The organism is Amycolatopsis coloradensis (assembly GCF_037997115.1).
GTDB classification, from domain to species: Bacteria; Actinomycetota; Actinomycetes; order Mycobacteriales; family Pseudonocardiaceae; genus Amycolatopsis; species Amycolatopsis coloradensis_A.
In genome coordinates this window covers 8,821,641-8,844,287 of sequence record NZ_CP150484.1, presented here as the reverse complement: position 1 = coordinate 8,844,287, position 22,647 = coordinate 8,821,641, and the positions used below count along the sequence as shown (strand labels likewise).

Sequence of the window (22,647 nt, the reverse complement as noted above, 5' to 3'; positions counted from 1 at the left end):
GGAGAGTAAGAGACTCATGTCTGACAGGCAAGTGAAGGGCATCCTGGGCACCAAGCTCGGCATGACCCAGGTCTTCGACGAGAACAACCGGGTCGTCCCGGTGACCGTCGTCCAGGCCGGGCCGAACGTGGTCACCCAGGTTCGGACCCAGGAGAACGACGGCTACAAGGCCGTGCAGCTGGCTTTCGGCGCGGTCGACCCGCGCCGGGTGAACAAGCCGCGCACCGGCCACTTCGACAAGGCGAGCGTGACCCCGCGCCGTTACCTTGCCGAGCTGCGTACCACCGACGCCGAGACCTACGAGGTCGGCCAGGAGATCACCGCCGAGGTGTTCGAGGCCGGTATCGAGGTCGACGTGACCGGTACCAGCAAGGGCAAGGGCTACGCCGGTGTCATGAAGCGTCACGGCTTCAAGGGCCAGGGCGCGAGCCACGGTGCCCAGGCCGTGCACCGCAAGCCCGGCTCGATCGGTGGCTGCGCCACCCCGGGCCGCGTCTTCAAGGGCCTGCGCATGGCGGGCCGGATGGGCAACGACCGGGTCACCACGCAGAACCTGACCGTGCACGCGGTGCGTGCCGAGGACGGCCTGCTGCTGATCAAGGGCGCCGTGCCCGGTCCCAAGGGCGGCCTGCTGTTCGTTCGCAGCGCCGCGAAGGGTGGTAACTGAACATGACCAGCGTCGAGCTGAAGACCCCGGCCGGTAAAGCCGACGGCACGGTCGAGCTCCCCTCGGAGATCTTCGACGTGCAGGCCAACGTGCCCCTCATGCACCAGGTCGTGGTGGGCCAGCTGGCCGCCGCGCGCCAGGGCACGCATGACACCAAGACCCGCGGTGAAGTCCGCGGTGGTGGCAAGAAGCCGTACCGCCAGAAGGGCACCGGCCGCGCCCGCCAGGGTTCGACCCGTGCGCCGCAGTTCACCGGTGGTGGCGTCGTCCACGGCCCCACGCCGCGTGACTACACCCAGCGCACCCCGAAGAAGATGAAGGCCGCCGCCCTCCGTGGCGCCCTCTCCGACCGGGCCCGCGCCGGACAGCTGCACGTCGTCACCGAACTGGTGACCGGCGAGAAGCCGTCCACCAAGTCCGCCAAGGCCGCCATCGCCGCGGTGACCCAGGCCAAGCGCGTTCTCGTGGTGCTGCACCGCGACGACGAGCTGAGCTGGAACTCGCTGCGGAACCTGGCCGAGGTCCACATCATCACGCCCGACCAGCTCAACACCTACGACGTGTTGGTCAACGACGACGTGGTGTTCACCAAGGCCGCTTACGACGTGTTCGTCGCCGGCCCCGTCCGGGGCAAGGGCGCGAAGGCTTCGGCTCGGTCGAGCGAGGTTGAAGGGAGTGACGAGCAGTGAGTGCGATCGCCATCCCCGATCCCCGCGACATCTTGCTCGCGCCGGTGATCTCCGAGAAGTCCTACGGGCTGCTCGAGGACCACAAGTACACGTTCATCGTCCGCCCGGACGCCAACAAGACCCAGATCAAGATCGCGGTCGAGAAGGTGTTCGGCGTCAAGGTGGTCAGCGTCAACACGGCCAACCGCCAGGGCAAGCGTAAGCGGACTCGCGCCGGCTTCGGCAAGCGCAAGGACACCAAGCGCGCCATCGTGACTCTTTCGGCTGAAAGCAAGCCGATCGAGATCTTCGGCGGACCCACCGCGTAAAGGACTGAGCTGACACATGGGCATCCGCAAGTACAAGCCGACGACTCCGGGTCGTCGCGGTTCCAGCGTCTCCGACTTCGCCGAGATCACTCGGTCCACCCCGGAGAAGTCGCTGCTGCGTCCGCTGAGCAAGTCCGGCGGCCGTAACTCCAGCGGCAAGATCACCACCCGGCACAAGGGCGGTGGCCACAAGCGTGCGTACCGGCTGATCGACTTCCGCCGGAACGACAAGGACGGCGTTCCCGCCAAGGTCGCGCACATCGAGTACGACCCCAACCGGTCCGCTCGTATCGCGCTGCTGCACTACGCCGACGGCGAGAAGCGCTACATCATCGCCCCGGAGAAGCTCAAGCAGGGTGACACGGTCGAGAACGGCCCCCGTGCCGACATCAAGCCGGGTAACAACCTGCCGCTGCGCAACATCCCGGTCGGCACCGTGATCCACGCGATCGAGCTCCGCCCCGGTGGCGGCGCGAAGATGGCGCGGTCCGCCGGTGCCAAGGTGCAGCTGGTGGCGAAGGACGGGCCGTACGCCCAGCTTCGTCTCCCGTCGGGCGAGATCCGCAACGTCGACGTGCGCAACCGCGCCACCATCGGCGAGGTCGGCAACTCCGAGCACTCCAACATCAACTGGGGCAAGGCGGGCCGTAACCGCTGGCGCGGCAAGCGCCCCACCGTCCGTGGTGTCGTCATGAACCCGGTCGACCACCCGCACGGTGGTGGTGAGGGTAAGACCTCCGGTGGTCGCCACCCGGTGAACCCGAACGGAAAGCCCGAAGGCCGCACCCGCCGCCGCAAGGCCTCCGACGCCATGATCGTCCGCCGCCGGCGTACCGGCAAGAAGCGCTGAGCAGGGAGGTAGAAGAACATGCCACGTAGCCTCAAAAAGGGCCCCTTCGTGGACGACCACCTGCTCAAGAAGGTGGACGCTCTCAACGAGTCGGGCAAGAAGACCGTGATCAAGACGTGGTCGCGTCGTTCCACGATCATCCCGGATTTCCTGGGTCACACGATCGCGGTGCACGACGGCCGCAAGCACGTCCCGGTGTTCGTCACCGAGGCGATGGTGGGTCACAAGTTGGGCGAATTCGCGCCGACTCGGACCTTCAAGGGCCACATCAAGGACGACCGCAAGTCGCGCCGCCGCTGAGCGGGCACGAGAGAACAAGGAAGCTAGCGATGAACGCCCAGAACGACGTGGCCGAGGCTCTGCCGACGGCTTACGCGCGGGCTCGCTTCGTCCGGGACTCGCCTACCAAGGTGCGCCGGGTGATCGAGCTGATCAAGGGACGTAGCGCCGCCGACGCCTTGGCCGTGCTCCAGTTCGCCCCGCAGGCGGCAAGCGAGCCGGTCGCGAAGGTGCTCGCCAGCGCCGTGGCCAACGCCGAAAACAACCTCGATCTCGACCCGGACACCCTCTGGGTCAAGAACGCCTACGCCGACGAGGGCCCGACCCTCAAGCGCATCCGTCCGCGGGCCCAGGGCCGCGCGTACCGGATCCGCAAGCGGACCAGCCACATCACCGTCGAGGTGGAGTCGCGTCCGAAGGCCGAGGCCAAGAAGGCACAGGGCAAGAAGAAGGCAGGTGGCCGGTAGTGGGCCAGAAGATCAACCCGCACGGCTTCCGCCTGGGTATCACCACGGACTGGAAGTCGCGTTGGTACGCCGACAAGCAGTACGCGGAGTACGTGGCCGAGGACGTCAAGATCCGGAAGCTGCTGTCCACGGGCATGGAGCGCGCCGGGATCTCGAAGGTCGAGATCGAGCGCACCCGTGACCGGGTCCGCGTCGACATCCACACCGCCCGGCCGGGCATCGTCATCGGCCGTCGCGGCGCGGAGGCCGACCGCATCCGTGGCGCGCTGGAGAAGCTGACCGCCAAGCAGGTCCAGCTGAACATCCTCGAGGTCAAGAACCCCGAGGCCGACGCCCAGCTCGTCGCTCAGGGTGTCGCGGAGCAGCTGAGCAACCGTGTGGCGTTCCGCCGCGCGATGCGCAAGGCGATCCAGACCTCCATGCGTTCGCCGCAGGTCAAGGGCATCCGCGTGCAGTGCGGCGGTCGTCTCGGCGGTGCCGAGATGTCCCGCTCCGAGCACTACCGCGATGGCCGCGTCCCGCTGCACACGCTGCGTGCCGACATCGACTACGGCTTCTTCGAGGCCAAGACGACGTTCGGTCGCATCGGCGTGAAGGTGTGGATCTACAAGGGCGAGCTCGTGGGTGGCCTCAAGGCCAAGGAGGCGCGTGACGCCGCCGCGGCCGCCGAGCGTGCCCCGCGCCGTGACCGTGGTGACCGTCCGTCCCGACCGCGCCGTTCCGGCTCGTCGGGCACGACGCCGACCTCGACCGAAGCCGGCCGGGCCGCCGCCGCCGCCAAGAGCGACGACGCCGCCCCCGCGGCCACCGAGGCCCCGGCTGCTGAGACTGCAGAAAAGACGGAGGGCTGACACGTGCTCATCCCGCGCAGGGTCAAGCACCGGAAGCAGCACTCCCCGAAGCGCCACGGTGCCGCCAAGGGCGGTACGAAGGTGAACTTCGGCGAGTACGGCATCCAGGCGCTTGAGCACAGCTACGTGACCAACCGGCAGATCGAGTCCGCTCGTATCGCCATGACGCGTCACATCAAGCGTGGCGGCAAGGTGTGGACGACCATCTACCCGGACCGCCCGCTGACCAAGAAGCCGGCGGAAACCCGCATGGGTTCCGGTAAGGGTTCGCCCGAGTGGTGGATCGCCAACGTGAAGCCGGGCCGCGTGATGTTCGAGATCTCGTTCCCGAACGAGGAGACCGCCCGTGAGGCGCTCCGTCGCGCGATCCACAAGCTGCCCATGAAGTGCCGCATCGTGACCCGTGAAGGTGGTGAGTTCTGATGGCGAAGGCAGGTGCCGCCCAGGCATCGGAGCTGCGTGAGCTCACCGCGGAAGAGCTCGTTCTGCGTCTGAAGGAATACAAGGAGGAGCTCTTCAACCTCCGCTTCCAGATGGCGACCGGACAGCTCGACAACAACCGCCGTCTGCGCACCGTCCGCACGGACATCGCGCGGATCTACACGGTCATGCGCGAGCGTGAACTCGGCCTGTCCGTTTCCCCTGACGCCGAGAGTGAAGGTGCCGCATGAGCGAGCAGCCCAACGCTGAGGCGGCCCCCCGCAACGACCGCAAGGTCCGTGAGGGTTACGTCGTCTCGGACAAGATGAACAAGACGATCGTGGTCGAGCTCGAAGACCGCAAGAAGCACCGTCGTTACGCCAAGGTTCTCCGCAGCACCAGCAAGGTCAAGGTGCACGACGAGAACAACGAGGCGGGCGTCGGCGACCGGGTCACCCTGATGGAGACCCGCCCGCTGTCGGCGACCAAGCGCTGGCGTCTGGTGCAGATCGTGGAGAAGGCCAAGTAAGTAGGGCTCTTCAAGGAGTCCCTTAGTTCCGCAAGGCTCGCGGCTGAAACATCGAAAGATGAACGCGAGAACCAGCGCGACATACAGGAGTAGACGTGATCCAGCAGGAGTCGCGGCTTCGGGTTGCCGACAACACGGGCGCGAAGGAGATCCTTTGCATCCGCGTTCTCGGTGGCTCGGGGCGGCGCTACGCGGGCATCGGCGACATCATCGTCGCCACCGTGAAGGACGCCATGCCGGCCGCCGGCGTGAAGAAGGGTGACGTCGTCAAGGCCGTCATCGTTCGCACGCGCAAGGAGCGCCGTCGTCCGGACGGTTCTTACATCCGCTTCGACGAGAACGCTGCTGTGCTCATCAAGAACGACAATGAGCCCCGCGGCACCCGCATCTTCGGGCCGGTCGGCCGCGAGCTGCGCGACCGAAAGTTCATGAAGATCATTTCGCTCGCGCCGGAGGTGTTGTAGAGCATGAAGGTGAAGAAGGGCGACACGGTCGTCGTCATCGCCGGCAAGGACAAGGGTGCCAAGGGCAAGGTCATCCAGGCCTACCCCGAGCGCGAGCGCGTGCTGGTCGAGGGCGTGAACCGGATCAAGAAGCACACGCGGATCTCCCAGACCCAGCGCGGCGCGCAGTCCGGCGGCATCGTCACGCAGGAAGCGCCCATCCACGTCTCGAACGTGATGGTCGTCGACTCCGACGGCAAGCCGACCCGGGTGGGCTACCGCATCGGCGAGGACGGCAAGAAGGTCCGGGTCTCGCGCCGGAACGGTAAGGACATCTGATCATGACCACCGCAGAGAAGATCGCCCCGCGCCTCAAGGTGCGGTACCGCGAGGAGATCAAGGGGCAGCTCCAGCAGGAGTTCTCCTTCGAGAACGTCCACCAGATCCCGGGCGTCGTCAAGGTCGTCGTGAACATGGGTGTCGGTGACGCCGCCCGTGACAGCAAGCTGATCGAAGGCGCCATCCGCGACCTGGCCGCGATCACCGGGCAGAAGCCCGAGGTTCGCAAGGCTCGTAAGTCCATCGCGCAGTTCAAGCTGCGTGAGGGCCAGCCGATCGGCGCGCGCGTCACGCTGCGCGGCGACCGGATGTGGGAGTTCCTCGACCGGCTGCTGACCATCGCGCTGCCGCGTATCCGTGACTTCCGCGGGCTTTCGCCGAAGCAGTTCGACGGCAACGGCAACTACACGTTCGGTCTCAACGAGCAGTCCATGTTCCACGAGATCGACCCGGACGCCATCGACCGCCCGCGCGGTATGGACGTCACTGTCGTCACCACCGCCAACACCGACGACGAGGGCCGCGCGCTGCTTCGCAAGCTCGGCTTCCCGTTCAAGGAGAACTGAGTCGATGGCCAAGAAAGCACTGGTCCACAAGGCCGCGAAGACGCCGAAGTTCAAGGTTCGCGGTTACACGCGTTGCCAGCGGTGCGGTCGCCCGCACTCGGTGTTCCGCAAGTTCGGGCTCTGCCGGATCTGCCTTCGCGAGATGGCACACGCGGGCGAGCTGCCCGGCGTCCGCAAGTCCAGCTGGTAAGAGTCTTTTTTAACTCCCACTTCGCCACAGGCCCTGCACGTACCGCAGGGAACCAGGGCGAGAAAGGTTGACAGGTCACCATGACGATGACCGACCCCATCGCAGACTTCTTGACCCGTCTGCGTAACGCGAACTCGGCGTACCACGACGAGGTCGTGCTTCCCCACTCGAAGATCAAGGCGAACATCGCCGAGATCCTCAAGCGCGAGGGTTACATCTCGGGCTACCGCGACGAGCCGGGCGAGAAGCACAAGAACCTCGTCGTGGAGCTGAAGTACGGCCCCAACCGTGAGCGCAGCATCGCCGGCCTCCGCCGCGTGTCCAAGCCCGGCCTGCGGGTCTACGCAAAATCGACCGAACTGCCGTCGGTTCTCGGTGGCCTCGGCGTCGCGATCATCTCGACGTCGTCCGGCCTCCAGACCGACCGTCAGGCCAAGCGAAACAGCGTGGGCGGCGAAGTCCTCGCCTACGTCTGGTAAGGAAGGGGGCAAAGACATGTCACGCATTGGAAAGCTGCCGGTCGCCGTCCCCTCCGGGGTCGAGGTGACCATCGACGGTCAGCAGATCAAGGTCAAGGGGCCCAAGGGCACCCTTGAGCACACCATCGCCGAGCCGATCACCGTCGAGAAGGCCGAGAACGGCACTCTCGAGGTGAAGCGACCCGACGAGGAGCGCACCAGCCGTGCCCTGCACGGTCTCACCCGGACGCTGGTCAACAACCTCGTCGTCGGTGTGACCGAGGGCTACGAGAAGAAGCTCGAGATCCACGGTGTCGGTTACCGCGTGCAGGCCAAGGGCTCGGACCTCGAGTTCGCCCTCGGCTACAGCCACCCGGTGAAGATCGAGGCCCCGGAAGGCATCACCTTCAAGGTCGAGACCCCCACCCGGTTCTCGGTCTCGGGCATCGACAAGCAGAAGGTCGGCCAGATCGCCGCGGTCATCCGCAAGCTGCGCCGCCCGGACCCGTACAAGGGCAAGGGCCTGCGCTACGAGGGTGAGAAGATCCGCCGCAAGGTCGGAAAGACGGGTAAGTGATCATGAGCGACACGACTACGAAGCGCAAGCCGGTCGGCAAGGACATCTCGACCCGCCGCCGCGTCGCGAAGGCCCGTCGGCACTTCCGCCTTCGCAAGAAGATCAACGGCACGGACCAGCGTCCGCGCCTGGTCGTCAAGCGTTCGTCGCGGCACATCGCCGTGCAGCTGATCGACGACCTCGCCGGCAAGACCCTGGCGTCGGCGTCCACCCTCGAGGCGGACGTCCGCGCGCTGGAAGGCGACAAGAAGGCCAAGGCCGCCAAGGTCGGGGAACTCGTCGCCGCCCGCGCCAAGAACGCCGGTGTCTCGACCGTGGTGTTCGACCGTGGTGGCAACGCCTACCACGGCCGCATCGCGGCGCTCGCCGACGCCGCGCGTGAGGCGGGGTTGGAGTTCTGATGCAGCAGATGCTCGTGAATGGAAGGAAAGCCTGATGCCGGGACGTACACGGCAATTCGGCGGTGGCCAGGGTGGACCCGGCGGGCAGGGCGGCAACGACCGCAATGACCGTCGCGACCGCCGTGACCGGCGCGACAGCGGCCGTGGCGGGGCCGGCCAGGAAAAGACCCCGCACCTCGAGAAGGTCGTGACGATCAACCGCGTCGCCAAGGTCGTCAAGGGTGGTCGTCGCTTCAGCTTCACCGCCCTGGTGGTCGTCGGTGACGGCGACGGTCAGGTCGGCGTCGGCTACGGCAAGGCCAAGGAAGTTCCCGCGGCCATCGCCAAGGGCGTCGAGGAAGCGAAGAAGAACTTCTTCCGCGTTCCCCGCGTCGCCGGCACCATCCCCCACCCGATCCAGGGTGAGGAAGCCGCCGGTGTCGTGCTGCTCCGTCCGGCTTCGGCCGGTACCGGTGTCATCGCCGGTGGCCCGGTGCGCGCGGTGCTGGAGTGCGCGGGCGTCCACGACGTGCTGTCGAAGTCGCTCGGCTCCGACAACGCGATCAACATCGTGCACGCGACCGTGGCGGCCCTGAAGGGTCTGCAGCGTCCCGAAGAGGTCGCGGCCCGCCGCGGTCTCCCGCTCGAGGACGTCGCGCCGGCTCGGATGCTGCGCCAGCGCGCGGGCCAGGGGGTCTGACATGACTCAGCTCAAGGTGACCCAGGTCAAGAGCAAGATCGGCACGAAGCACGCTCACCGCGAGTCGCTGCGCACCCTCGGGCTGCGCAAGATCCGCCAGAGCGTCGTGCGTGATGACACTCCCGAGGTGCGCGGCCTTATCCACACCGTCCGCCACCTGGTGGAGGTCGAGGAGGTCAAGGCATGACTGCCATCAAGATCCACCACCTTCGTCCGGCTCCGGGCGCGAAGCGCGACAAGATCCGCGTCGGCCGTGGTGAGGGCTCGAAGGGCAAGACCGCCGGTCGCGGTACCAAGGGCACCAAGGCCCGGAAGAACGTGCCCGCCGGTTTCGAGGGTGGGCAGATGCCCATCCACATGCGGCTGCCGAAGCTGCGCGGCTTCAAGAACCGGTTCCGCACCGAGTACCAGCCGGTGAACGTGGGCGACATCGCCCGCGTCTTCCCGGAGGGTGGCAAGGTCGGCGCCGAGGAGCTCGTCGCGAACGGTCTGGTCCGCAAGGGCAAGCTCGTGAAGGTGCTCGGCAACGGCGACGTGAACGGCGTCAAGCTGGACGTCACCGCCGACGCTTTCTCCGGCTCCGCCAAGGAGAAGCTCTCCGCTGCCGGTGGCTCCGCCACCACGCTCTGAGCTTTCTTCGCTCGCTTCACCGAAAGGCCCGCCCGGCTCCGCCCGGCGGGCCTTTCGCTTGCGCACCCTTCGCCCGGCGGCACTTGCGTTTCGCGGGCTAATCGCGATCTGGCCCCTGGGCCCGGCGCTCGCGCGCAGACCTGCGTTTAGCCCCCTAATCGCGATCCGTGCGCAGACGGCCCTTCCGGCCCCCGACCTGCGTTTCGCGGGCTAAACGCGCTCCGCCGGTCGCCCAGGTGCCGACCGCCCAGATCGCGATTAGCCCGCGAAACGCAGGTCGGCCGTCAGGCTGCGGGCGTGGCGGAAGGGGGAATGAGCTGGAAGGATCGCCAGGTGGCCATACCTCCCGGGCAGGATCCGCAGCCCTTCCAGCAGCCGGATGCCCCGCCGATGGACATATCGGTTTCAGGGCCCATGGATCCCGCGGACGAACCGGTGCGGTCCGGCCGGCTCGAGCCCCGCAGGCTCGTCGCAGCGGGCTTGGCCGCCTTGGCCCTGGTGCTGACCCTCGTAGGCTGCTTCTTCCCGCACTTCAAGACCGAACATCGGTTCGGCTTCGACCTCAGCGAACAGATCATGATCGTGTTCGTACAGGGTGCGTGGGACACGACGGCTTATCAGAGCGGCCAGCCTGCCTTCACCACGTCGACGTCGCCTATCGGTATCCCGCTCCTGGTCGCCGCGGCGCTCCTTCTGGCGGCCACGGTCGTCAGCACGCGCGTCGCCGGGCGTCGACGTCCGGGCACTTTGGACAGGTGGCTCACCACTATCGCGGCGGTGTTCCTCGCCGGAGTGGTCAGCAGCGTCGCCACGCTGGGGACTGGCCGTCAGCTGGGAGACGACATCACGGTGACCCTGACTCTCGAGTCAGGTATGTGGGCTCTCTTCGCCGCGGTCGTCGCCGCGGCGGGCGCGGCCGTCATGAGCCACCGCGTCCAGGACGACGAAGTCCCGGTGAGTGGCAACCCGAGTCTCGCGGACATGCCCACACCGAAGGACGGCATCTCCATCACGGTGCTCCCACCGGAGCCTCAGCCGGAGAAACCGGACTATTCGGCCTTCGCGCCTCCGCCGGATCCTGGTGCGAAAGAGCGCGATTAGCCCGCTAAACGCTCTCGCGGTCGCCGATACAGTGGGGAAAGGAGGGGCCGATGACTTGGGCGGTGGTCTTTTTCGGAGCGGCGGTCCTCGTGGCTTTTACGCCAGGGGCGAACAATCTGCTCGGCATGCACCACGGCATGACACAGGGGGCCTGGAAAGGGCTCGCCGGACTGTTAGGCCGATTGGCCGCATTCACGGTGCTGATCACGGCCGTCGCCGCCGGACTTGGACAGCTCCTCGCGGCTTCGGAACTTGCACTCACAGTGATCAAATGGGCCGGCGTCGCCTACCTGGTCTGGATCGGCGGGCGCCTGCTGTGGTCGACGTTCCGTGCCGGCGGCACCGCGCTGGTCCAGGCGCCGCGAGGCACTGAATCCGTACCCGCGCTCCGGATCGCGAGGAAGGAATTCGTCGTCGCGATCACGAATCCGAAGGCGATCCTCATCTTCACGGCGTTCGTACCTCAGTTCATCGACGCAGCTCACGGCTCCTTCCTCGCCCAGATCGCGATTCTCGGCACCGTCTACCTGCTCGCCGAGTTCGTGGCAGGCGCGACCTACGTCTGTGCGGGCGCGCTCGTGAAGTCGCTCCGGTTGTCCCGCCGGGCGACTCGGAACGTCGACCGCGGCACCGGCGTCGTGCTCCTCGGCATGGCGGGCGCGCTCGCCACTTCGGGCTCCTGATCACGGTGCGTTCAGCGGGCTAAGTGCGATCCGGTGGCCGGAAAAGTGAGGAACGGCAAGGCGATCTGTCAAGGTTCCGGAGCGAGAAGCGGCAGTCGATCAACCCCGCGGACCAACCTTCGTCCGGAAAACCCACACGCACTGCGGACACGCCCCGTGAAGCTGTTAGAGTCGGCGACACGCTTCGGGACGAGTGTGCCCCGAAGCGTTCCTGGCTTGTGCCAGAAAGCTGTGTGTTCCCGCCGGCCCCAGGCCGGCCAAGCCGATCGTCGGTAAGACAGCCGACGACGCCGAGGAGGTTCCCCGCGTGCTCAGCGCCTTCCGCTCGGCTCTAGCGACGCCGGATCTACGTAAGAAGATCCTGTTCACGCTAGCCATCGTCGCGGTCTACCGAATCGGTGCCACCATCCCGGCCCCGGGCATCTCGTATTCCGCCGTGCAGCAATGCACGGAGACCGGGTCGCAGGAGGGCGTCTATCAGCTGCTGAACCTGTTCAGTGGCGGTGCACTGCTGCAGCTGTCGCTGTTCTCGACCGGCATCATGCCGTACATCACGGCGAGCATCATCGTCCAGCTTCTCACCGTGGTCATCCCGCGGTTCGAGGAACTGAAGAAAGAAGGCCAGGCCGGCCAGGGCAAGCTGACCCAGTACACCCGGTACCTGACGATCGCCCTCGCGATCCTGCAGGCGACCGGTGTGGTGGCACTCGCCGACCGCAAGCAGCTCTTCCCGCAGTGCGACACCGCGATCATCCCGGACAACAGCGTCTACACGCTGGCCATCATCGTCATCACGATGACCGCCGGTACCGCCGTCATGATGTGGCTGGGTGAGCTGATCACCGAGCGCGGCGTCGGCAACGGCATGTCCGTCCTCATCTTCCTGAACATCGCGGCCCGCATCCCGATCGAGGGTGGCAACATCCTCAGCAGCGCCGGCCCGGTGGTCTTCACCCTGATCTGTGTGTTCGGCCTGGTGATCATCGCCAGCGTCATCTTCGTCGAGCAGGGCCAGCGCCGGATCCCGGTGCAGTACGCCAAGCGCATGATCGGCCGCCGTATGTACGGCGGGACCTCGACCTACCTGCCGATCAAGGTGAACCAGGCCGGTGTCATCCCGGTCATCTTCGCCTCGTCGCTGCTCTACCTGCCGGACCTGATCAGCCGCCTCGTCGGTGACGCCAACAGCAACGCGGGCTGGCAGGTCTTCATCCAGAACTACATCGTCAACCAGTCCAGCTGGGCGCACGTCCTGCTGTACTTCGCGTTGATCATCTTCTTCACGTACTTCTACATCACGATCACGTTCAACGTGGACGAGCGTGCGGAAGAAATGAAGAAGTTCGGTGGCTTCATCCCGGGTATCCGCCCGGGCCGACCCACCGCGGAGTACCTCAGCTACGTCCTCGGCCGGATCACCCTGCCGGGCTCGCTGTACCTGGGCATCATCGCGATCCTTCCGAACTTCTTCCTGTCCGTCACCGGCAGCGGGAACAACCAGAACTTCCCGTTCGGTGGCACGGCTGTGCTGATCATGGTCGGTGTCGGTCTCGACACCGTGAAGCAGATCGAAAGCCAGCTGATGCAACGTAACTACGAAGGGTTCTTGAAGTGACGCGCCTGGTTCTCGTTGGCCCTCCTGGCGCGGGCAAAGGTACTCAGGCGGTAGCACTGTCGGAGAAGCTCCGGATCCCGCACATCTCGACCGGCGATCTGTTCCGCGCCCACGTGGGCGAGCAGACGCCGCTGGGCCAGGAAGCCAAGCGCTACCTGGATTCCGGCGAACTCGTACCCGACTCGGTCACGAACGAGATGGTGCGCGAGCGCCTCGCCGAACCCGACGCCAAGGTCGGTTTCCTGCTCGACGGGTTCCCCCGGAACACGAAGCAGGCCGACGTCCTCGGTGAGATCCTCGGCGAGGTCGACGCCAAGCTCAACGCGGTCATCCAGCTCCAGGTCTCGGAAGACGTCGTCGTCGATCGGCTGCTGTCCCGCGGCCGTTCGGACGACACCGAAGAGGTCATCCGCCGCCGTCAGCAGATCTACGTGTCCGAGACCGCTCCGTTGCTCGAGTACTACTCAGACATCCTGGTCAGGGTCGACGGCGTCGGCTCGGTCGACGAGATCTCCGCCCGCGTGCTGGAAGCGCTGCGCGACCGCACGTGAATCTCGGAGGACTGCGTGTACTGCAACGGCTTCGTCGTGGGCGCATGATCGAAATCAAGACCCCTGGCGAGCTTCAGGCGATGCGGGCCGCCGGCCTGGTCGTCTGGCGCACCCTCACCGCGGTGCGTGAGCTCGCCAAGCCGGGGGTGACCACCGCCGATCTCGACGAACTCGCCGAGCAGACGATCCGTGACGCGGGCGCGGTACCCTCGTTCAAGGGGTACCACGGCTTCCCGGCGTCGATCTGCGCTTCGGTGAACGAGCAGATCGTGCACGGCATCCCGTCGAAGACCCAGGTCTTGAACGACGGCGACATCATCTCGGTGGACTGCGGCGCCATCCTCGACGGCTGGCACGGCGACTCCGCGGTCACCCTCGCGATCGGCGAGGTATCGAAGGCGGATCTCGCGCTCTCGGCCGCCACCGAGGCGGCGATGTGGGCAGGGATCGCCGCGGTGTCGTCCGGTGGAAGGCTCACGGACATCTCGCACGCGGTGCAGACCGCGGCCGAGAAGGCCGGCCGGGAAGACGGCGTCGAGTACGGGATGATCGTCGAGTACGGCGGCCACGGCATCGGGCGCCAGATGCATATGGACCCGTTCCTGCCGAACCTGGGCAAACCGGGCAAGGGGCCGCGGCTCAAAACCGGCATGGCGCTCGCGATCGAGCCCATGCTGACGGGTGGCGGCGGGGAGACCGTCGAGCTCGAGGACGGCTGGACCGTCGTGACCGCCGACGGCTCGCGGGCCTCGCACTGGGAGCACACCGTCGCGATCACCGACGACGGCCCGTGGGTCCTGACCGCCCCCGAAGACGCCTGACCTTGCCCTTCACCCTCCAGATCGCGTTTAGCCCGCTAAACGCAAGTGCGCCCCCAGACCGCGTTTAGCCCGCTAAACGCAGGTCGGCCCGCTGGTCGGCGCAGCGCTCGGGCCCGCCGTTGCGGCGCCCGTCGGCTGCCCCCATCGGGTGCACCTTGGCCGCCGAGCGCCCCAGGTCGCGGCCCCATCGGATCGCGTTTAGCCCGCTAAACGCAGGTCGGCGAGGGCGTACGATGGGGAAGGCCGCATCAGGCGGGCTCAACGGGTGCCCTAACACAGTCACCCCCCGTTTGGGGCTCGCGACACGGGTTGCGTACACTGTCAAGTCGGTGTACTCATCGCGCCCGGATCCTGCGCGCTCGTGAATTCTCGCGAACGGACATTGGACCCGGGCAGGAGTGTGCCGATGCACCACCCAGCCAAGCACTCAAGCTTTGACTGATCACACAGCGTAGCGACAGGAAATGCGGAGGACATGGGCAAGAAAGACGGGGCCATCGAGGTCGAAGGCCGCGTAGTCGAGCCGCTCCCCAACGCGATGTTCCGCGTCGAGTTGGAGAACGGCCACAAGGTCCTTGCACACATCAGCGGCAAGATGCGGCAGCACTACATCCGCATCCTGCCCGAGGACAGGGTTGTCGTGGAGCTCTCGCCCTACGACTTGTCACGTGGTCGCATCGTCTACCGCTACAAGTGATCACGACGAGTTAGCACAAGCAGGAGAGCAGGAGACGTGAAGGTCCAGCCGAGCGTCAAGAAGATCTGCGACAAGTGCAAGGTGATCCGCCGTCACGGCCGGATCATGGTGATCTGCGAAAACCTGCGGCACAAGCAGCGGCAGGGCTGATCACTCGCACTCGTACAGAGTGGATTGACGGCTACACAATCTCCCCGCACCTGCCGGGCCGTGCGAACGGCCCGGTTCACCCCCGGACTTCAGGCCGGGGCCGGGACACCCGAAGCGCAAGCCGAGGGCACGACAGGCGAGTCGGTCCCGGGACCGGACGGGGAGCAGACCTGAAGATGAATTCTATGAAGGAGCATCAACGCCAATGGCACGACTCGCTGGCGTAGACCTCCCCCGCGAAAAGCGGTTGGAGATCGCGCTGACCTACATCTACGGCATCGGCCGTACCCGCTCGAAGCAGCTCATCGCGGCTGCCGAGCTCAACGCGGACACTCGCGTCAAGGATCTGAGCGATGACGACCTCGCCAAGCTGCGGGTCTACATCGAGGAGAACTTCAAGGTCGAGGGTGACCTTCGCCGCGAGGTGAACGCCGACATCCGTCGGAAGATCGAGATCGGGTGCTACGAGGGCCTTCGCTGGCGCCGCGGACTTCCCGTCCGTGGTCAGCGCACCAAGACGAACGCCCGCACCCGTAAGGGTCCGAAGAAGACGGTCGCCGGCAAGAAGAAGGCTGGCAAGAAGTGAGCGTCCAGGGCAAGAAGGTCGTGCAGATGGGCGGCGTCCGCCGTCGTGGCTCGGCTTGTGTCTCGCCCAAGGCGCTCTACGCCCGCCCGATGGCGCTCCGCAACCTGTACACCGACGCCGGTTCGATCATCCGGCGCGGGCAGGCCGAAGCGGTCGCCGCTCACCAAGAGAACGCGCGCTAACAGGAGAACCCTCAAAACATGCCACCGAAGTCTCGTACTGCGGCGGGGGCCAAGAAGGTCCGCCGTAAGGAAAAGAAGAATGTCGCGCACGGTCACGCGCACATCAAGAGCACCTTCAACAACACCATCGTCTCGATCACGGACCCGACCGGTGCCGTGATCGCGTGGGCATCGAGTGGTCACGTGGGCTTCAAGGGCTCGCGTAAGTCCACCCCGTTCGCCGCGCAGATGGCCGCCGAGAACGCCGCCCGCAAGGCTGCCGAGCACGGCATGAAGAAGGTCGACGTTTTCGTGAAGGGCCCGGGTTCGGGTCGCGAGACGGCGATCCGCTCGCTGCAGGCGGCCGGCCTCGAGGTCGGCACCATCCAGGACGTGACCCCGCAGCCTCACAACGGCTGCCGCCCGCCCAAGCGGCGCCGGGTCTGAGGAACGGGGAGGAGTAAGAAGAAATGGCTCGTTACACCGGCCCCGCGACGCGTATTTCGCGTCGCCTCAAGGTTGACCTCATCGGCGGCGACCAGGCTTTCGAGCGTCGCCCCTACCCGCCGGGCCAGCACGGCCGCGGGCGCATCAAGGAGTCCGAGTACCTCCTGCAGTCGCAGGAGAAGCAGAAGGCTCGCTACACCTACGGCGTTCTCGAGCGTCAGTTCGTCCGGTACTACAAGGAAGCCGTCCGGCGTCCGGGTAAGACCGGTGAGAACCTGCTGCAGATCCTCGAGTCCCGGCTGGACAACGTGATCTACCGCGCCGGCATCGCCCGCACCCGCCGTCAGGCGCGTCAGCTGGTGAGCCACGGCCACTTCCTGGTCAACGGCGTCAAGGTCAACGTCCCGTCCTACCAGGTCACGAAGTGGGACATCATCGACGTGCGGCCGAAGTCGTTCGCGATGCTGCCCTTCGTCGCGGCCAAGGAGTCTTTCGGCGAGCGTCCCGTTCCCGCGTGGCTCCAGGTCGTTCCGTCCAACCTCCGTGTGCTGGTCCACCAGCTCCCGGAGCGCGCTCAGATCGATGTTCCGGTCCAGGAACAGCTGATCGTCGAGCTCTACTCGAAGTGATCCACCATCGGGCCGGGGTTTCCCCGGCCCGATGTGGGCACGGGCGGCGGCGCCCGGAGTGCGCCGCCGCTTCGCCATCCCTTTCGGTGTCATATGGCGGGCGCCGTTTGGAAAGGAAATAGGAAAGATGCTGATTTCCCAGCGACCGGCTCTCGGCGAAGAGACGGTCAACGAGACCCGCTCCCGGTTCACCATCGAACCGCTGGAGCCCGGCTTCGGCTACACGCTCGGCAACTCGCTGCGGCGCACGCTGCTGTCGTCCATTCCTGGCGCGGCCGTGACGAGCATCCGCATCGACGGCGTGCTGCACGAGTTCACCACCGTTCCCGGGGTGAAGGAAGACGTCACCGACATCATCCTGAACCTCAAGGAGCTCGTGGTCTCCTCGGAAGAGGACGAGCCGGTCACCATGTACCTGCGCAAGCAGGGCCCCGGTGAGGTCACCGCCGCCGACATCGTGCCCCCGGCCGGTGTCACCGTGCACAACCCGGATCTGCACATCGCGTCGCTGAACGGCAAGGGCAAGCTCGAGATCGAGCTCGTCGTCGAGCGCGGCCGCGGTTACGTTCCGGCCCTGCAGAACAAGCAGGCGGGCGCGGAGATCGGCCGGATCCCGGTCGACTCCATCTACTCCCCGGTGCTGAAGGTGACCTACAAGGTCGAGGCGACCCGTGTCGAGCAGCGCACCGACTTCGACAAGCTGATCCTGGACGTGGAGACGAAGCCGTCGATCACGCCGCGGGACGCTGTCGCGTCGGCCGGTAAGACGCTGGTGGAGCTGTTCGGTCTCGCGCGCGAGCTGAACGTCGACGCCGAAGGCATCGAGATCGGCCCGTCGCCGCAGGAGGCGGACACCATCGCCGCCTACGCGATGCCGATCGAGGACCTGGACCTCACCGTCCGGTCGTACAACTGCCTCAAGCGCGAGGGCATCCACACCGTCGGCGAACTGGTCTCGCGCAGCGAGGCCGACCTGCTGGACATCCGCAACTTCGGTGCGAAGTCGATCGACGAGGTCAAGCTCAAGCTCGTCGGTCTCGGCCTCGCGCTGAAGGACAGCCCGCCCGGGTTCGACCCGACCGCGGCCGCGGCCAGCTACGACGGTGAAGGCTGGTCCGAGGGCGTCGACAGCATCACGGACGGAATTTCGGACAACGGCCACGACGATGGCCAGGACTACGCAGAGACGGAGCAGCTGTAAGGCCAGCTACGGCTCCCTCACCGGTCGGGTGGGGGAGCGCCGGCCTTCAGCTGTGAGCTGAACGAGGAGAACCGATGCCCACCCCCACAAAGGGACCCCGTCTCGGCGGGTCGCCCGCGCACGAACGGCTGATCCTGGCCAACCTGGCCACCCAGCTGTTCGAGCACGGCAAGATCACGACGACCGAGGCGAAGGCCCGGCGGGTGCGCCCGCTGGCCGAGAAGCTGATCACGAAGGCGAAGCGGGGCGACCTGCACAACCGTCGTCAGATCCAGCGCATCGTGCGCGACAAGGACGTCGTGCACAAGCTGATCGCCGAGATCGGTCCGTTCTTCGCGGAGCGTCCGGGTGGCTACACCCGGATCACCAAGACGATGGCGCGCAAGGGCGACAACGCCCCCATGGCCGTCATCGAGCTGGTGGCCGAGAAGACCGTCACCGCCGAGGCCGAGGCCGCGCGCAAGACGAAGTTCGCCAAGGACGAGCCGAAGGCTGCCGCCCCGGCCGCCGAGGAGACCACCGAGGCCACTGAGGCTGCCGACACGGCCGCCACCGAGGTTCCGGAGGCCACCGAGGCTCCCGCCGCCGACGAGGCCGCTGAGGCCCCCGCCGCGGACGCGGACAGCAAGAAGGACTGACGTCCTGACGGCACCGAACACCCCGGACGAGCCCGCCACTCCCACTGCGGAGGGCGGGCTCGTTCGTCTGCGTCTGGATGTCGCCTACGACGGCACCGATTTCTCCGGCTGGGCGCGGCAGCCCGGGCGGCGGACGGTGCAAGGAGTCCTCGAAGAGGCGCTCGCGAAGCAGCCTCCAGGAGCCTCGGTCCCGAAGTCCGTCGTCGTCGCCGGCCGCACCGATGCCGGTGTGCACGCGGCCGGCCAGGTGGTCCACGTCGACGTGTCGCCTTTAGGGGGCAAAACGCGATCCGGTCGCCTGGAAGTGGACGAGCAGGGCATCCCTGAGCTGGGGCGGATGCGTCACCGCTGGAATCGGTATCTGCCGGGCGACGTGCGGGTGCTGGATGCCCGGATCGCGGCGCCTGGGTTCGACGCGCGGTTCTCGGCCGTGCGGCGGCATTACCTATACCGCGTTTCGGACGCGCCGTGGGGCGTGGATCCTTTGCGACGTCACGACACTCTGGCCTGGGGCCGTCCGCTCTCGATCGAAGCGATGAACGAGGCGTCGACGGCTCTCATGGGGCTTCAGGACTTTGCGGCCTTCTGCAAGCAGCGTGAGGGCGGGACGACCATCCGCGAGCTGCAGCGGCTCGAATGGCGGCGAACCGGACCGCACGCGGTCGAGGTCGCGGTCTCCGCAGACGCGTTCTGTCATTCGATGGTGCGCAGTCTGGTGGGGGCGCTGCTCTTGGTCGGTGACGGCCGCCGTCCGCTGGACTGGCCCGGTGACGTCCTGGAGAGCCGGACGCGCGACAGCGCCGTGGCTCCCGCGCACGGCCTGACGTTGATGGCGGTCGACTACCCGCCGGACGCCGAACTCGCCTCGCGTGCCAATCAAACGCGAGCCATGCGCACTCCCTCCTGACCCGGCCGCGGCGCGGTTAGCGGGCTAAACGCGCCGCGGCGGCGGGCTCGCCAGACGGCCTCGACGATGCCTTTGAAGTCGTTCGCCAGGTCTTCCGCGGTGACGATGACGAAACGCCAGCCTTCGGCCTCCACACGTCTTCGGCGTTTGCGATCGTGGGCTCGTTGTTTCGCTGTGTTGTGCCATCGGCCGTCGTATTCGACGGCGACCTTGAACTTCTCGTCCCCCAGGTCGAGACGGGCGAGGAAATGACCGGTTCGGGCGATGACCTCGAGTTGAGGTGTCGCCGTGATGCCGCCGGCGGCCAGCACGATGCGGAGCTCCGATTCCGGAGGTGACTCCGCGCGAGGATCGGACAGTCGTAAAGCATGTCTGGCCAAGCGGATTCCCCTGTTGCGGCGGCCGTAGAACTCCCTGTTGAGATGCAGATCGGTCAGGCTCTCGGCTCTCATGAACTGATCGAGATCCGGTACGCCGATACGGAGCCGTCGCACCCAGCCGGATTTGCGGGGAGAAAGCCGGAGCAGCAGATCCAGTGCGATTCGGCTTTTCCGCGCGATGCGAATGCCGTTCCATGGTCTCGATTCTTCGGGTTTGACTTCGGTACGCCGGACCTTGATGCCGACAATCGGGCCGAAGCGGTATTTCTCCGGTACGACCATCTCGACCGGATCGTTGGGTTTGGCCAGTTCGACGCCTTGAACGGTCGCGGCAGATCGCCCGGTCAGCACCGCTTTGGGAGGCGCCAGCAACGCGGCTCCTCGGCAACGCAACTCATGCGTGACCTCGACATCTGCGCGGGTATAAACGTCCTGGAACAGCCGCCGGACGCTCGAGCCGCGTAGCTGGCTGGCCGTGATGAGGCCCGCCTTGCGCGCCTCCGAGCCGCGGAAGACGTCGGGAAGATGAGATGAATCGAAGGGTTTGGTCATGGCGACACAGTGATCGACATGACCGACAACCGATGGCCGTGACCGCCTATTCGAGGGTGCTTTATCCACAACCCCCTGCCTATCCACAGCCGGCGCGATCACCCCTTGACGGACACACCCCACGCCCCGGATCGCGTTTAGCGGCCTAACCGTGACGCGGGCGGACGCAAAACGGGGGCACCGTCCGAAAAGGACAGTGCCCCCGCAGAGCACGATTAGCCCGCTAAAGTCGACGCGGGCGGGTTAGTCGCCGCGGCGCACAGGGCCCAGGATCTGCTGCTCTTTCGCCGTGGTGACCAGGCGAAGAGGGCGCCAGAGGTTTCGGCCCAGAGCGACGACCTGGTCGTCCTTCAACGTCGTGAGCTGCTTCATCATCTGGGGCGGGAGCCGCCAGATCCGGGCGGCCAGCTCGGCCTGTCCTGGCGGGAGCCGCTGCATCAGCACCAGGTCGGCCGCGTTCGCGGTCGCCCCGGCCTGCGGGTGCAGGTACGGCAGCACGTAGATCGTCGTCTGCCACGGCGACCGCGGCGGGAACAGGTCCTGCGGCGTCGGGCCACCATCGGTCACCACGAGCAGCGGCGCGTCCTCGGAGGGCCGCGGAAGGTCCACCGGCGACAGCCGCCGGATCTGCACCAGCGGCGAAGGCCTGCCGTTGGGCTGGTTCCCCGCAGCCTGCGGGAGCACCTGCCACGCGGCCGGACGTCCGGTCGCCACGACGACCCACGCCCCGACCGCCATCGCCCTCAGCGCCACCTGGCGTGCCAGGTAAAGACCACCGACCAGCACGATCCGGGTCGGAGTCGAGCGCAGCGCGGAGATCGTCAGCGGCTCGCCCTTGAGCCCGGAGCCGAGGACGATCCCGCCGCGATCACCCGAAGGGCTGATCGCGTCCAGCATCGCCGGGTCGACGGTGAATTCCGGGGCGACACCGGCGCTCTGGCCTGCGTCGCGCATGCGGGTGCTCATGCCGTGCCTCCGATCGGCAAAGTCGCGGAGAACCCGGAGATCTGCAGACCGCGTAGCGGTGTCAGCGTCACACCCAGCCGGTCCGAGATGCCCTGCAGCCGCTGGTCGGCCGCGTCCAGTTCCCGCGGGTTCCGCGCGCTCAGGCGAACGATTCCCCGCAGGCCGATCTTGCCTTCGTCCGCGGACGGCGAGATCGACATCGCCACCGTCGCCGACAGCGCGCGGACACTGGTCAACGCGTTCAGGCTGCCGCTGATCTTGCCCTTCGGCCAGCTGGTGATCGCGTAGCTCGCGTGCCCGATACCGGCCGCGGTGACGCCGGTCCAGCGTTCCTGCAGGCCGACCTTGCCCTGCGAACCGGCGACCGCGGTCAGTTCCGCGGCCGAAATGCTGGACCGCAGCAACTCGTCCGGGTCGAGCGGCCGCGTCGGCACACCCTGCGATTCCAAGGCGTTGCGCACCCGCGAGAGCGCGCCGATCAGGGCGCGATGCGCACCCACGACGCCGCCGCCACGTTCGCGGATGGCGGCGGGGCACCGGCGCGGGTCGAGCCTGATGGCGACCCACGTCGTCCGCCGCGCCGCCGCGGGAAGCGGGCCGAGCACCTCCATGTAGGAGCTGAGGGCAGGCGAGTCCGACGGAAGCGCGGCGCTCCCCGGGTAGCAGTGCCAGATCATCTGGATCGAGTCGAGGACCACACCGCGGTCTTCGAGGCACGGCGCGAGCGCGGACAGCGGCAGGCTCGGTGCGCCACCCGCCTGGGTGATCAGCGCGGGCGCGGGCTCGACGAGCAGGACGGCTGTCCACGTCCCGTCGTTCCACGCGATGCCGACCTGCTGGCGTTCGTGGTCCACGCCGTGCGCGACGACGAGATCGGGAACGGCGAGGCGAAGCAGGTTCACGCGGGCGTCGTCGGGACCGGTGACGGCGTCCTCTTCGGCCGCGAGCGACTCGATGCTGCTCGGCGGAAGCGGATTCGCCACCCGATCGTGCGAGCGGAACGCGTACCGCATGGTGAGTCCAGCCCATTGGGTGAACCAGCGGCCGCCCCAGCGCAGGAACGCGATGATGATCGCGAACGCGAGCACGCCGATCGCGACGTATTTCAGCTTCATGTCGATCGCGAGCAGGACGAGGCCGATCGCGAGCCCGAGTTCGAGCACGACCAGGTTCGCCACGGGCAGCGGGCCGAGGTTGATCCCGCCGGTCCGGCGTCGAG

At 66.9% G+C, this 22,647-nt stretch carries 37 protein-coding genes; 34 read left to right on the top strand and 3 right to left on the bottom strand.

Going from position 1 to position 22,647, the window contains the following annotated elements:
• Positions 1 to 16 precede the first annotated feature (16 nt).
• The 34 genes from rplC (at position 17) to truA (ending at position 19,530) form a co-directional block, all read left to right on the top strand.
• Complete coding sequence (rplC, locus tag LCL61_RS41460; RefSeq protein ID WP_007031036.1) at positions 17 to 667, top strand: 50S ribosomal protein L3; 651 nt, start codon at positions 17 to 19, stop codon at positions 665 to 667.
• A gap of 2 nt (positions 668 to 669) precedes the next feature.
• A complete protein-coding gene (rplD, locus tag LCL61_RS41455; protein ID WP_034304244.1) occupies positions 670 to 1,356 on the top strand; it encodes a 50S ribosomal protein L4 in 687 nt (228 codons plus the stop codon).
• Positions 1,353 to 1,664, top strand: coding sequence for a 50S ribosomal protein L23 (gene rplW, locus LCL61_RS41450; RefSeq protein WP_005166778.1), 312 nt, complete (start codon positions 1,353 to 1,355; stop codon positions 1,662 to 1,664). The genes rplD and rplW overlap by 4 nt, the downstream gene beginning before the upstream one ends.
• A 16-nt stretch (positions 1,665 to 1,680) precedes the next feature.
• The gene (gene rplB, locus LCL61_RS41445) at positions 1,681 to 2,514 is read left to right on the top strand and encodes a 50S ribosomal protein L2 (protein WP_005166779.1); all 834 of its coding nucleotides are present in this window, start codon (positions 1,681 to 1,683) and stop codon (positions 2,512 to 2,514) included.
• 18 nt (positions 2,515 to 2,532) lie between these two features.
• Complete coding sequence (rpsS, locus tag LCL61_RS41440) at positions 2,533 to 2,814, top strand: 30S ribosomal protein S19 (RefSeq protein WP_003102083.1); 282 nt, start codon at positions 2,533 to 2,535, stop codon at positions 2,812 to 2,814.
• 29 nt (positions 2,815 to 2,843) lie between these two features.
• Positions 2,844 to 3,260, top strand: coding sequence for a 50S ribosomal protein L22 (gene rplV / locus LCL61_RS41435; RefSeq protein ID WP_005166780.1), 417 nt, complete (start codon positions 2,844 to 2,846; stop codon positions 3,258 to 3,260).
• Positions 3,260 to 4,111: a 30S ribosomal protein S3 gene (gene rpsC / locus LCL61_RS41430; protein WP_340684758.1), complete on the top strand. Its 852-nt coding sequence runs from the start codon at positions 3,260 to 3,262 to the stop codon at positions 4,109 to 4,111. Before rplV ends, rpsC begins: the two co-directional genes overlap by 1 nt.
• 3 nt (positions 4,112 to 4,114) lie before the next feature.
• On the top strand, positions 4,115 to 4,534 hold the full coding sequence (gene rplP, locus LCL61_RS41425) for a 50S ribosomal protein L16 (protein ID WP_005166782.1): 420 nt from the start codon (positions 4,115 to 4,117) through the stop codon (positions 4,532 to 4,534).
• On the top strand, positions 4,534 to 4,782 hold the full coding sequence (gene rpmC / locus LCL61_RS41420) for a 50S ribosomal protein L29 (RefSeq protein ID WP_007031040.1): 249 nt from the start codon (positions 4,534 to 4,536) through the stop codon (positions 4,780 to 4,782). The genes rplP and rpmC overlap by 1 nt, the downstream gene beginning before the upstream one ends.
• Entirely contained in the window at positions 4,779 to 5,060 is a 282-nt protein-coding gene (gene rpsQ / locus LCL61_RS41415; RefSeq protein WP_007031041.1) for a 30S ribosomal protein S17, read from the top strand. The genes rpmC and rpsQ overlap by 4 nt, the downstream gene beginning before the upstream one ends.
• A 95-nt stretch (positions 5,061 to 5,155) precedes the next feature.
• Positions 5,156 to 5,524, top strand: a complete 369-nt coding sequence (gene rplN, locus LCL61_RS41410; RefSeq protein WP_005166785.1) for a 50S ribosomal protein L14 — start codon at positions 5,156 to 5,158, stop codon at positions 5,522 to 5,524.
• A gap of 3 nt (positions 5,525 to 5,527) precedes the next feature.
• Complete coding sequence (gene rplX / locus LCL61_RS41405) at positions 5,528 to 5,842, top strand: 50S ribosomal protein L24 (protein WP_005166786.1); 315 nt, start codon at positions 5,528 to 5,530, stop codon at positions 5,840 to 5,842.
• A gap of 2 nt (positions 5,843 to 5,844) precedes the next feature.
• Positions 5,845 to 6,408, top strand: a complete 564-nt coding sequence (gene rplE, locus LCL61_RS41400; protein WP_007031042.1) for a 50S ribosomal protein L5 — start codon at positions 5,845 to 5,847, stop codon at positions 6,406 to 6,408.
• 4 nt (positions 6,409 to 6,412) lie between these two features.
• Positions 6,413 to 6,598 carry a type Z 30S ribosomal protein S14 gene (locus LCL61_RS41395; RefSeq protein ID WP_005166789.1) on the top strand — a complete coding sequence of 62 codons (186 nt, stop codon included), beginning with the start codon at positions 6,413 to 6,415 and terminating at the stop codon, positions 6,596 to 6,598.
• 80 nt (positions 6,599 to 6,678) lie between these two features.
• Entirely contained in the window at positions 6,679 to 7,077 is a 399-nt protein-coding gene (gene rpsH / locus LCL61_RS41390) for a 30S ribosomal protein S8 (RefSeq protein WP_007031043.1), read from the top strand.
• A gap of 16 nt (positions 7,078 to 7,093) precedes the next feature.
• Complete coding sequence (rplF, locus tag LCL61_RS41385; protein ID WP_340684757.1) at positions 7,094 to 7,633, top strand: 50S ribosomal protein L6; 540 nt, start codon at positions 7,094 to 7,096, stop codon at positions 7,631 to 7,633.
• Between the two features lie 2 nt (positions 7,634 to 7,635).
• On the top strand, positions 7,636 to 8,034 hold the full coding sequence (gene rplR, locus LCL61_RS41380) for a 50S ribosomal protein L18 (RefSeq protein WP_007031045.1): 399 nt from the start codon (positions 7,636 to 7,638) through the stop codon (positions 8,032 to 8,034).
• A gap of 34 nt (positions 8,035 to 8,068) precedes the next feature.
• Positions 8,069 to 8,713: a 30S ribosomal protein S5 gene (rpsE, locus tag LCL61_RS41375; RefSeq protein ID WP_007031046.1), complete on the top strand. Its 645-nt coding sequence runs from the start codon at positions 8,069 to 8,071 to the stop codon at positions 8,711 to 8,713.
• 1 nt (position 8,714) lies between these two features.
• A complete protein-coding gene (gene rpmD / locus LCL61_RS41370) occupies positions 8,715 to 8,900 on the top strand; it encodes a 50S ribosomal protein L30 (protein WP_007031047.1) in 186 nt (61 codons plus the stop codon).
• On the top strand, positions 8,897 to 9,343 hold the full coding sequence (gene rplO, locus LCL61_RS41365) for a 50S ribosomal protein L15 (RefSeq protein WP_034304258.1): 447 nt from the start codon (positions 8,897 to 8,899) through the stop codon (positions 9,341 to 9,343). Before rpmD ends, rplO begins: the two co-directional genes overlap by 4 nt.
• A 333-nt stretch (positions 9,344 to 9,676) precedes the next feature.
• Positions 9,677 to 10,444: a hypothetical protein gene (locus LCL61_RS41360; RefSeq protein WP_340684756.1), complete on the top strand. Its 768-nt coding sequence runs from the start codon at positions 9,677 to 9,679 to the stop codon at positions 10,442 to 10,444.
• A 50-nt stretch (positions 10,445 to 10,494) separates the two neighbouring features.
• On the top strand, positions 10,495 to 11,127 hold the full coding sequence (locus LCL61_RS41355; protein ID WP_340684755.1) for a LysE family translocator: 633 nt from the start codon (positions 10,495 to 10,497) through the stop codon (positions 11,125 to 11,127).
• A 307-nt stretch (positions 11,128 to 11,434) separates the two neighbouring features.
• Positions 11,435 to 12,742, top strand: coding sequence for a preprotein translocase subunit SecY (gene secY / locus LCL61_RS41350; RefSeq protein WP_034304262.1), 1,308 nt, complete (start codon positions 11,435 to 11,437; stop codon positions 12,740 to 12,742).
• On the top strand, positions 12,739 to 13,293 hold the full coding sequence (locus LCL61_RS41345; protein WP_034304263.1) for an adenylate kinase: 555 nt from the start codon (positions 12,739 to 12,741) through the stop codon (positions 13,291 to 13,293). The genes secY and LCL61_RS41345 overlap by 4 nt, the downstream gene beginning before the upstream one ends.
• Positions 13,294 to 13,337: 44 nt before the next feature.
• Positions 13,338 to 14,114 (top strand): type I methionyl aminopeptidase, encoded by a 777-nt coding sequence (map, locus tag LCL61_RS41340; protein WP_340684754.1) that lies wholly within the window; start codon positions 13,338 to 13,340, stop codon positions 14,112 to 14,114.
• Positions 14,115 to 14,589: 475 nt separating this feature from the next.
• A complete protein-coding gene (gene infA / locus LCL61_RS41335; protein WP_005166804.1) occupies positions 14,590 to 14,811 on the top strand; it encodes a translation initiation factor IF-1 in 222 nt (73 codons plus the stop codon).
• 36 nt (positions 14,812 to 14,847) lie between these two features.
• Positions 14,848 to 14,961: a 50S ribosomal protein L36 gene (gene rpmJ, locus LCL61_RS41330; protein ID WP_004558882.1), complete on the top strand. Its 114-nt coding sequence runs from the start codon at positions 14,848 to 14,850 to the stop codon at positions 14,959 to 14,961.
• Between the two features lie 205 nt (positions 14,962 to 15,166).
• On the top strand, positions 15,167 to 15,547 hold the full coding sequence (gene rpsM / locus LCL61_RS41325; RefSeq protein ID WP_005166805.1) for a 30S ribosomal protein S13: 381 nt from the start codon (positions 15,167 to 15,169) through the stop codon (positions 15,545 to 15,547).
• A complete protein-coding gene (locus LCL61_RS41320; RefSeq protein WP_034304268.1) occupies positions 15,544 to 15,729 on the top strand; it encodes a hypothetical protein in 186 nt (61 codons plus the stop codon). The genes rpsM and LCL61_RS41320 overlap by 4 nt, the downstream gene beginning before the upstream one ends.
• An 18-nt stretch (positions 15,730 to 15,747) precedes the next feature.
• Positions 15,748 to 16,155: a 30S ribosomal protein S11 gene (rpsK, locus tag LCL61_RS41315; protein ID WP_004558885.1), complete on the top strand. Its 408-nt coding sequence runs from the start codon at positions 15,748 to 15,750 to the stop codon at positions 16,153 to 16,155.
• Positions 16,156 to 16,178: 23 nt separating this feature from the next.
• On the top strand, positions 16,179 to 16,784 hold the full coding sequence (rpsD, locus tag LCL61_RS41310) for a 30S ribosomal protein S4 (protein ID WP_007031054.1): 606 nt from the start codon (positions 16,179 to 16,181) through the stop codon (positions 16,782 to 16,784).
• A gap of 127 nt (positions 16,785 to 16,911) precedes the next feature.
• Positions 16,912 to 17,985, top strand: coding sequence for a DNA-directed RNA polymerase subunit alpha (locus LCL61_RS41305; protein ID WP_005166811.1), 1,074 nt, complete (start codon positions 16,912 to 16,914; stop codon positions 17,983 to 17,985).
• Positions 17,986 to 18,059: 74 nt separating this feature from the next.
• Positions 18,060 to 18,623, top strand: coding sequence for a 50S ribosomal protein L17 (gene rplQ / locus LCL61_RS41300; protein ID WP_340684753.1), 564 nt, complete (start codon positions 18,060 to 18,062; stop codon positions 18,621 to 18,623).
• A 73-nt stretch (positions 18,624 to 18,696) separates the two neighbouring features.
• Positions 18,697 to 19,530 carry a tRNA pseudouridine(38-40) synthase TruA gene (truA, locus tag LCL61_RS41295; protein ID WP_340688810.1) on the top strand — a complete coding sequence of 278 codons (834 nt, stop codon included), beginning with the start codon at positions 18,697 to 18,699 and terminating at the stop codon, positions 19,528 to 19,530.
• Here the strand turns inward: truA and LCL61_RS41290 are convergent.
• From LCL61_RS41290 to eccE, 3 genes are all read right to left on the bottom strand, one after another.
• Entirely contained in the window at positions 19,500 to 20,462 is a 963-nt protein-coding gene (locus LCL61_RS41290; protein ID WP_340684752.1) for a hypothetical protein, read from the bottom strand. The genes truA and LCL61_RS41290 overlap by 31 nt on opposite strands.
• A 243-nt stretch (positions 20,463 to 20,705) precedes the next feature.
• The gene (locus LCL61_RS41285; RefSeq protein WP_034304279.1) at positions 20,706 to 21,428 is read right to left on the bottom strand and encodes a hypothetical protein; all 723 of its coding nucleotides are present in this window, start codon (positions 21,426 to 21,428) and stop codon (positions 20,706 to 20,708) included.
• Positions 21,425 to 22,606: a type VII secretion protein EccE gene (eccE, locus tag LCL61_RS41280; RefSeq protein ID WP_340684751.1), complete on the bottom strand. Its 1,182-nt coding sequence runs from the start codon at positions 22,604 to 22,606 to the stop codon at positions 21,425 to 21,427. Before eccE ends, LCL61_RS41285 begins: the two co-directional genes overlap by 4 nt.
• Positions 22,607 to 22,647: the final 41 nt, after the last annotated feature.

Coding starts and splice junctions, on each gene's coding strand:
- rplC (WP_007031036.1), top strand. CDS start 17: ATGTCTGACAGGCAAGTGAAGGGCATCCTGGGCACCAAGCTCGGCATG.
- rplD (WP_034304244.1), top strand. CDS start 670: ATGACCAGCGTCGAGCTGAAGACCCCGGCCGGTAAAGCCGACGGCACG.
- rplB (WP_005166779.1), top strand. CDS start 1,681: ATGGGCATCCGCAAGTACAAGCCGACGACTCCGGGTCGTCGCGGTTCC.
- rpsS (WP_003102083.1), top strand. CDS start 2,533: ATGCCACGTAGCCTCAAAAAGGGCCCCTTCGTGGACGACCACCTGCTC.
- rplV (WP_005166780.1), top strand. CDS start 2,844: ATGAACGCCCAGAACGACGTGGCCGAGGCTCTGCCGACGGCTTACGCG.
- rpmC (WP_007031040.1), top strand. CDS start 4,534: ATGGCGAAGGCAGGTGCCGCCCAGGCATCGGAGCTGCGTGAGCTCACC.
- rpsQ (WP_007031041.1), top strand. CDS start 4,779: ATGAGCGAGCAGCCCAACGCTGAGGCGGCCCCCCGCAACGACCGCAAG.
- rplX (WP_005166786.1), top strand. CDS start 5,528: ATGAAGGTGAAGAAGGGCGACACGGTCGTCGTCATCGCCGGCAAGGAC.
- rplE (WP_007031042.1), top strand. CDS start 5,845: ATGACCACCGCAGAGAAGATCGCCCCGCGCCTCAAGGTGCGGTACCGC.
- LCL61_RS41395 (WP_005166789.1), top strand. CDS start 6,413: ATGGCCAAGAAAGCACTGGTCCACAAGGCCGCGAAGACGCCGAAGTTC.
- rpsH (WP_007031043.1), top strand. CDS start 6,679: ATGACGATGACCGACCCCATCGCAGACTTCTTGACCCGTCTGCGTAAC.
- rplF (WP_340684757.1), top strand. CDS start 7,094: ATGTCACGCATTGGAAAGCTGCCGGTCGCCGTCCCCTCCGGGGTCGAG.
- rplR (WP_007031045.1), top strand. CDS start 7,636: ATGAGCGACACGACTACGAAGCGCAAGCCGGTCGGCAAGGACATCTCG.
- rpsE (WP_007031046.1), top strand. CDS start 8,069: ATGCCGGGACGTACACGGCAATTCGGCGGTGGCCAGGGTGGACCCGGC.
- rpmD (WP_007031047.1), top strand. CDS start 8,715: ATGACTCAGCTCAAGGTGACCCAGGTCAAGAGCAAGATCGGCACGAAG.
- rplO (WP_034304258.1), top strand. CDS start 8,897: ATGACTGCCATCAAGATCCACCACCTTCGTCCGGCTCCGGGCGCGAAG.
- LCL61_RS41355 (WP_340684755.1), top strand. CDS start 10,495: ATGACTTGGGCGGTGGTCTTTTTCGGAGCGGCGGTCCTCGTGGCTTTT.
- map (WP_340684754.1), top strand. CDS start 13,338: ATGATCGAAATCAAGACCCCTGGCGAGCTTCAGGCGATGCGGGCCGCC.
- infA (WP_005166804.1), top strand. CDS start 14,590: ATGGGCAAGAAAGACGGGGCCATCGAGGTCGAAGGCCGCGTAGTCGAG.
- rpsM (WP_005166805.1), top strand. CDS start 15,167: ATGGCACGACTCGCTGGCGTAGACCTCCCCCGCGAAAAGCGGTTGGAG.
- rpsK (WP_004558885.1), top strand. CDS start 15,748: ATGCCACCGAAGTCTCGTACTGCGGCGGGGGCCAAGAAGGTCCGCCGT.
- rpsD (WP_007031054.1), top strand. CDS start 16,179: ATGGCTCGTTACACCGGCCCCGCGACGCGTATTTCGCGTCGCCTCAAG.
- LCL61_RS41305 (WP_005166811.1), top strand. CDS start 16,912: ATGCTGATTTCCCAGCGACCGGCTCTCGGCGAAGAGACGGTCAACGAG.
- rplQ (WP_340684753.1), top strand. CDS start 18,060: ATGCCCACCCCCACAAAGGGACCCCGTCTCGGCGGGTCGCCCGCGCAC.
- LCL61_RS41290 (WP_340684752.1), bottom strand. CDS start 20,462: ATGACCAAACCCTTCGATTCATCTCATCTTCCCGACGTCTTCCGCGGC.
- LCL61_RS41285 (WP_034304279.1), bottom strand. CDS start 21,428: ATGAGCACCCGCATGCGCGACGCAGGCCAGAGCGCCGGTGTCGCCCCG.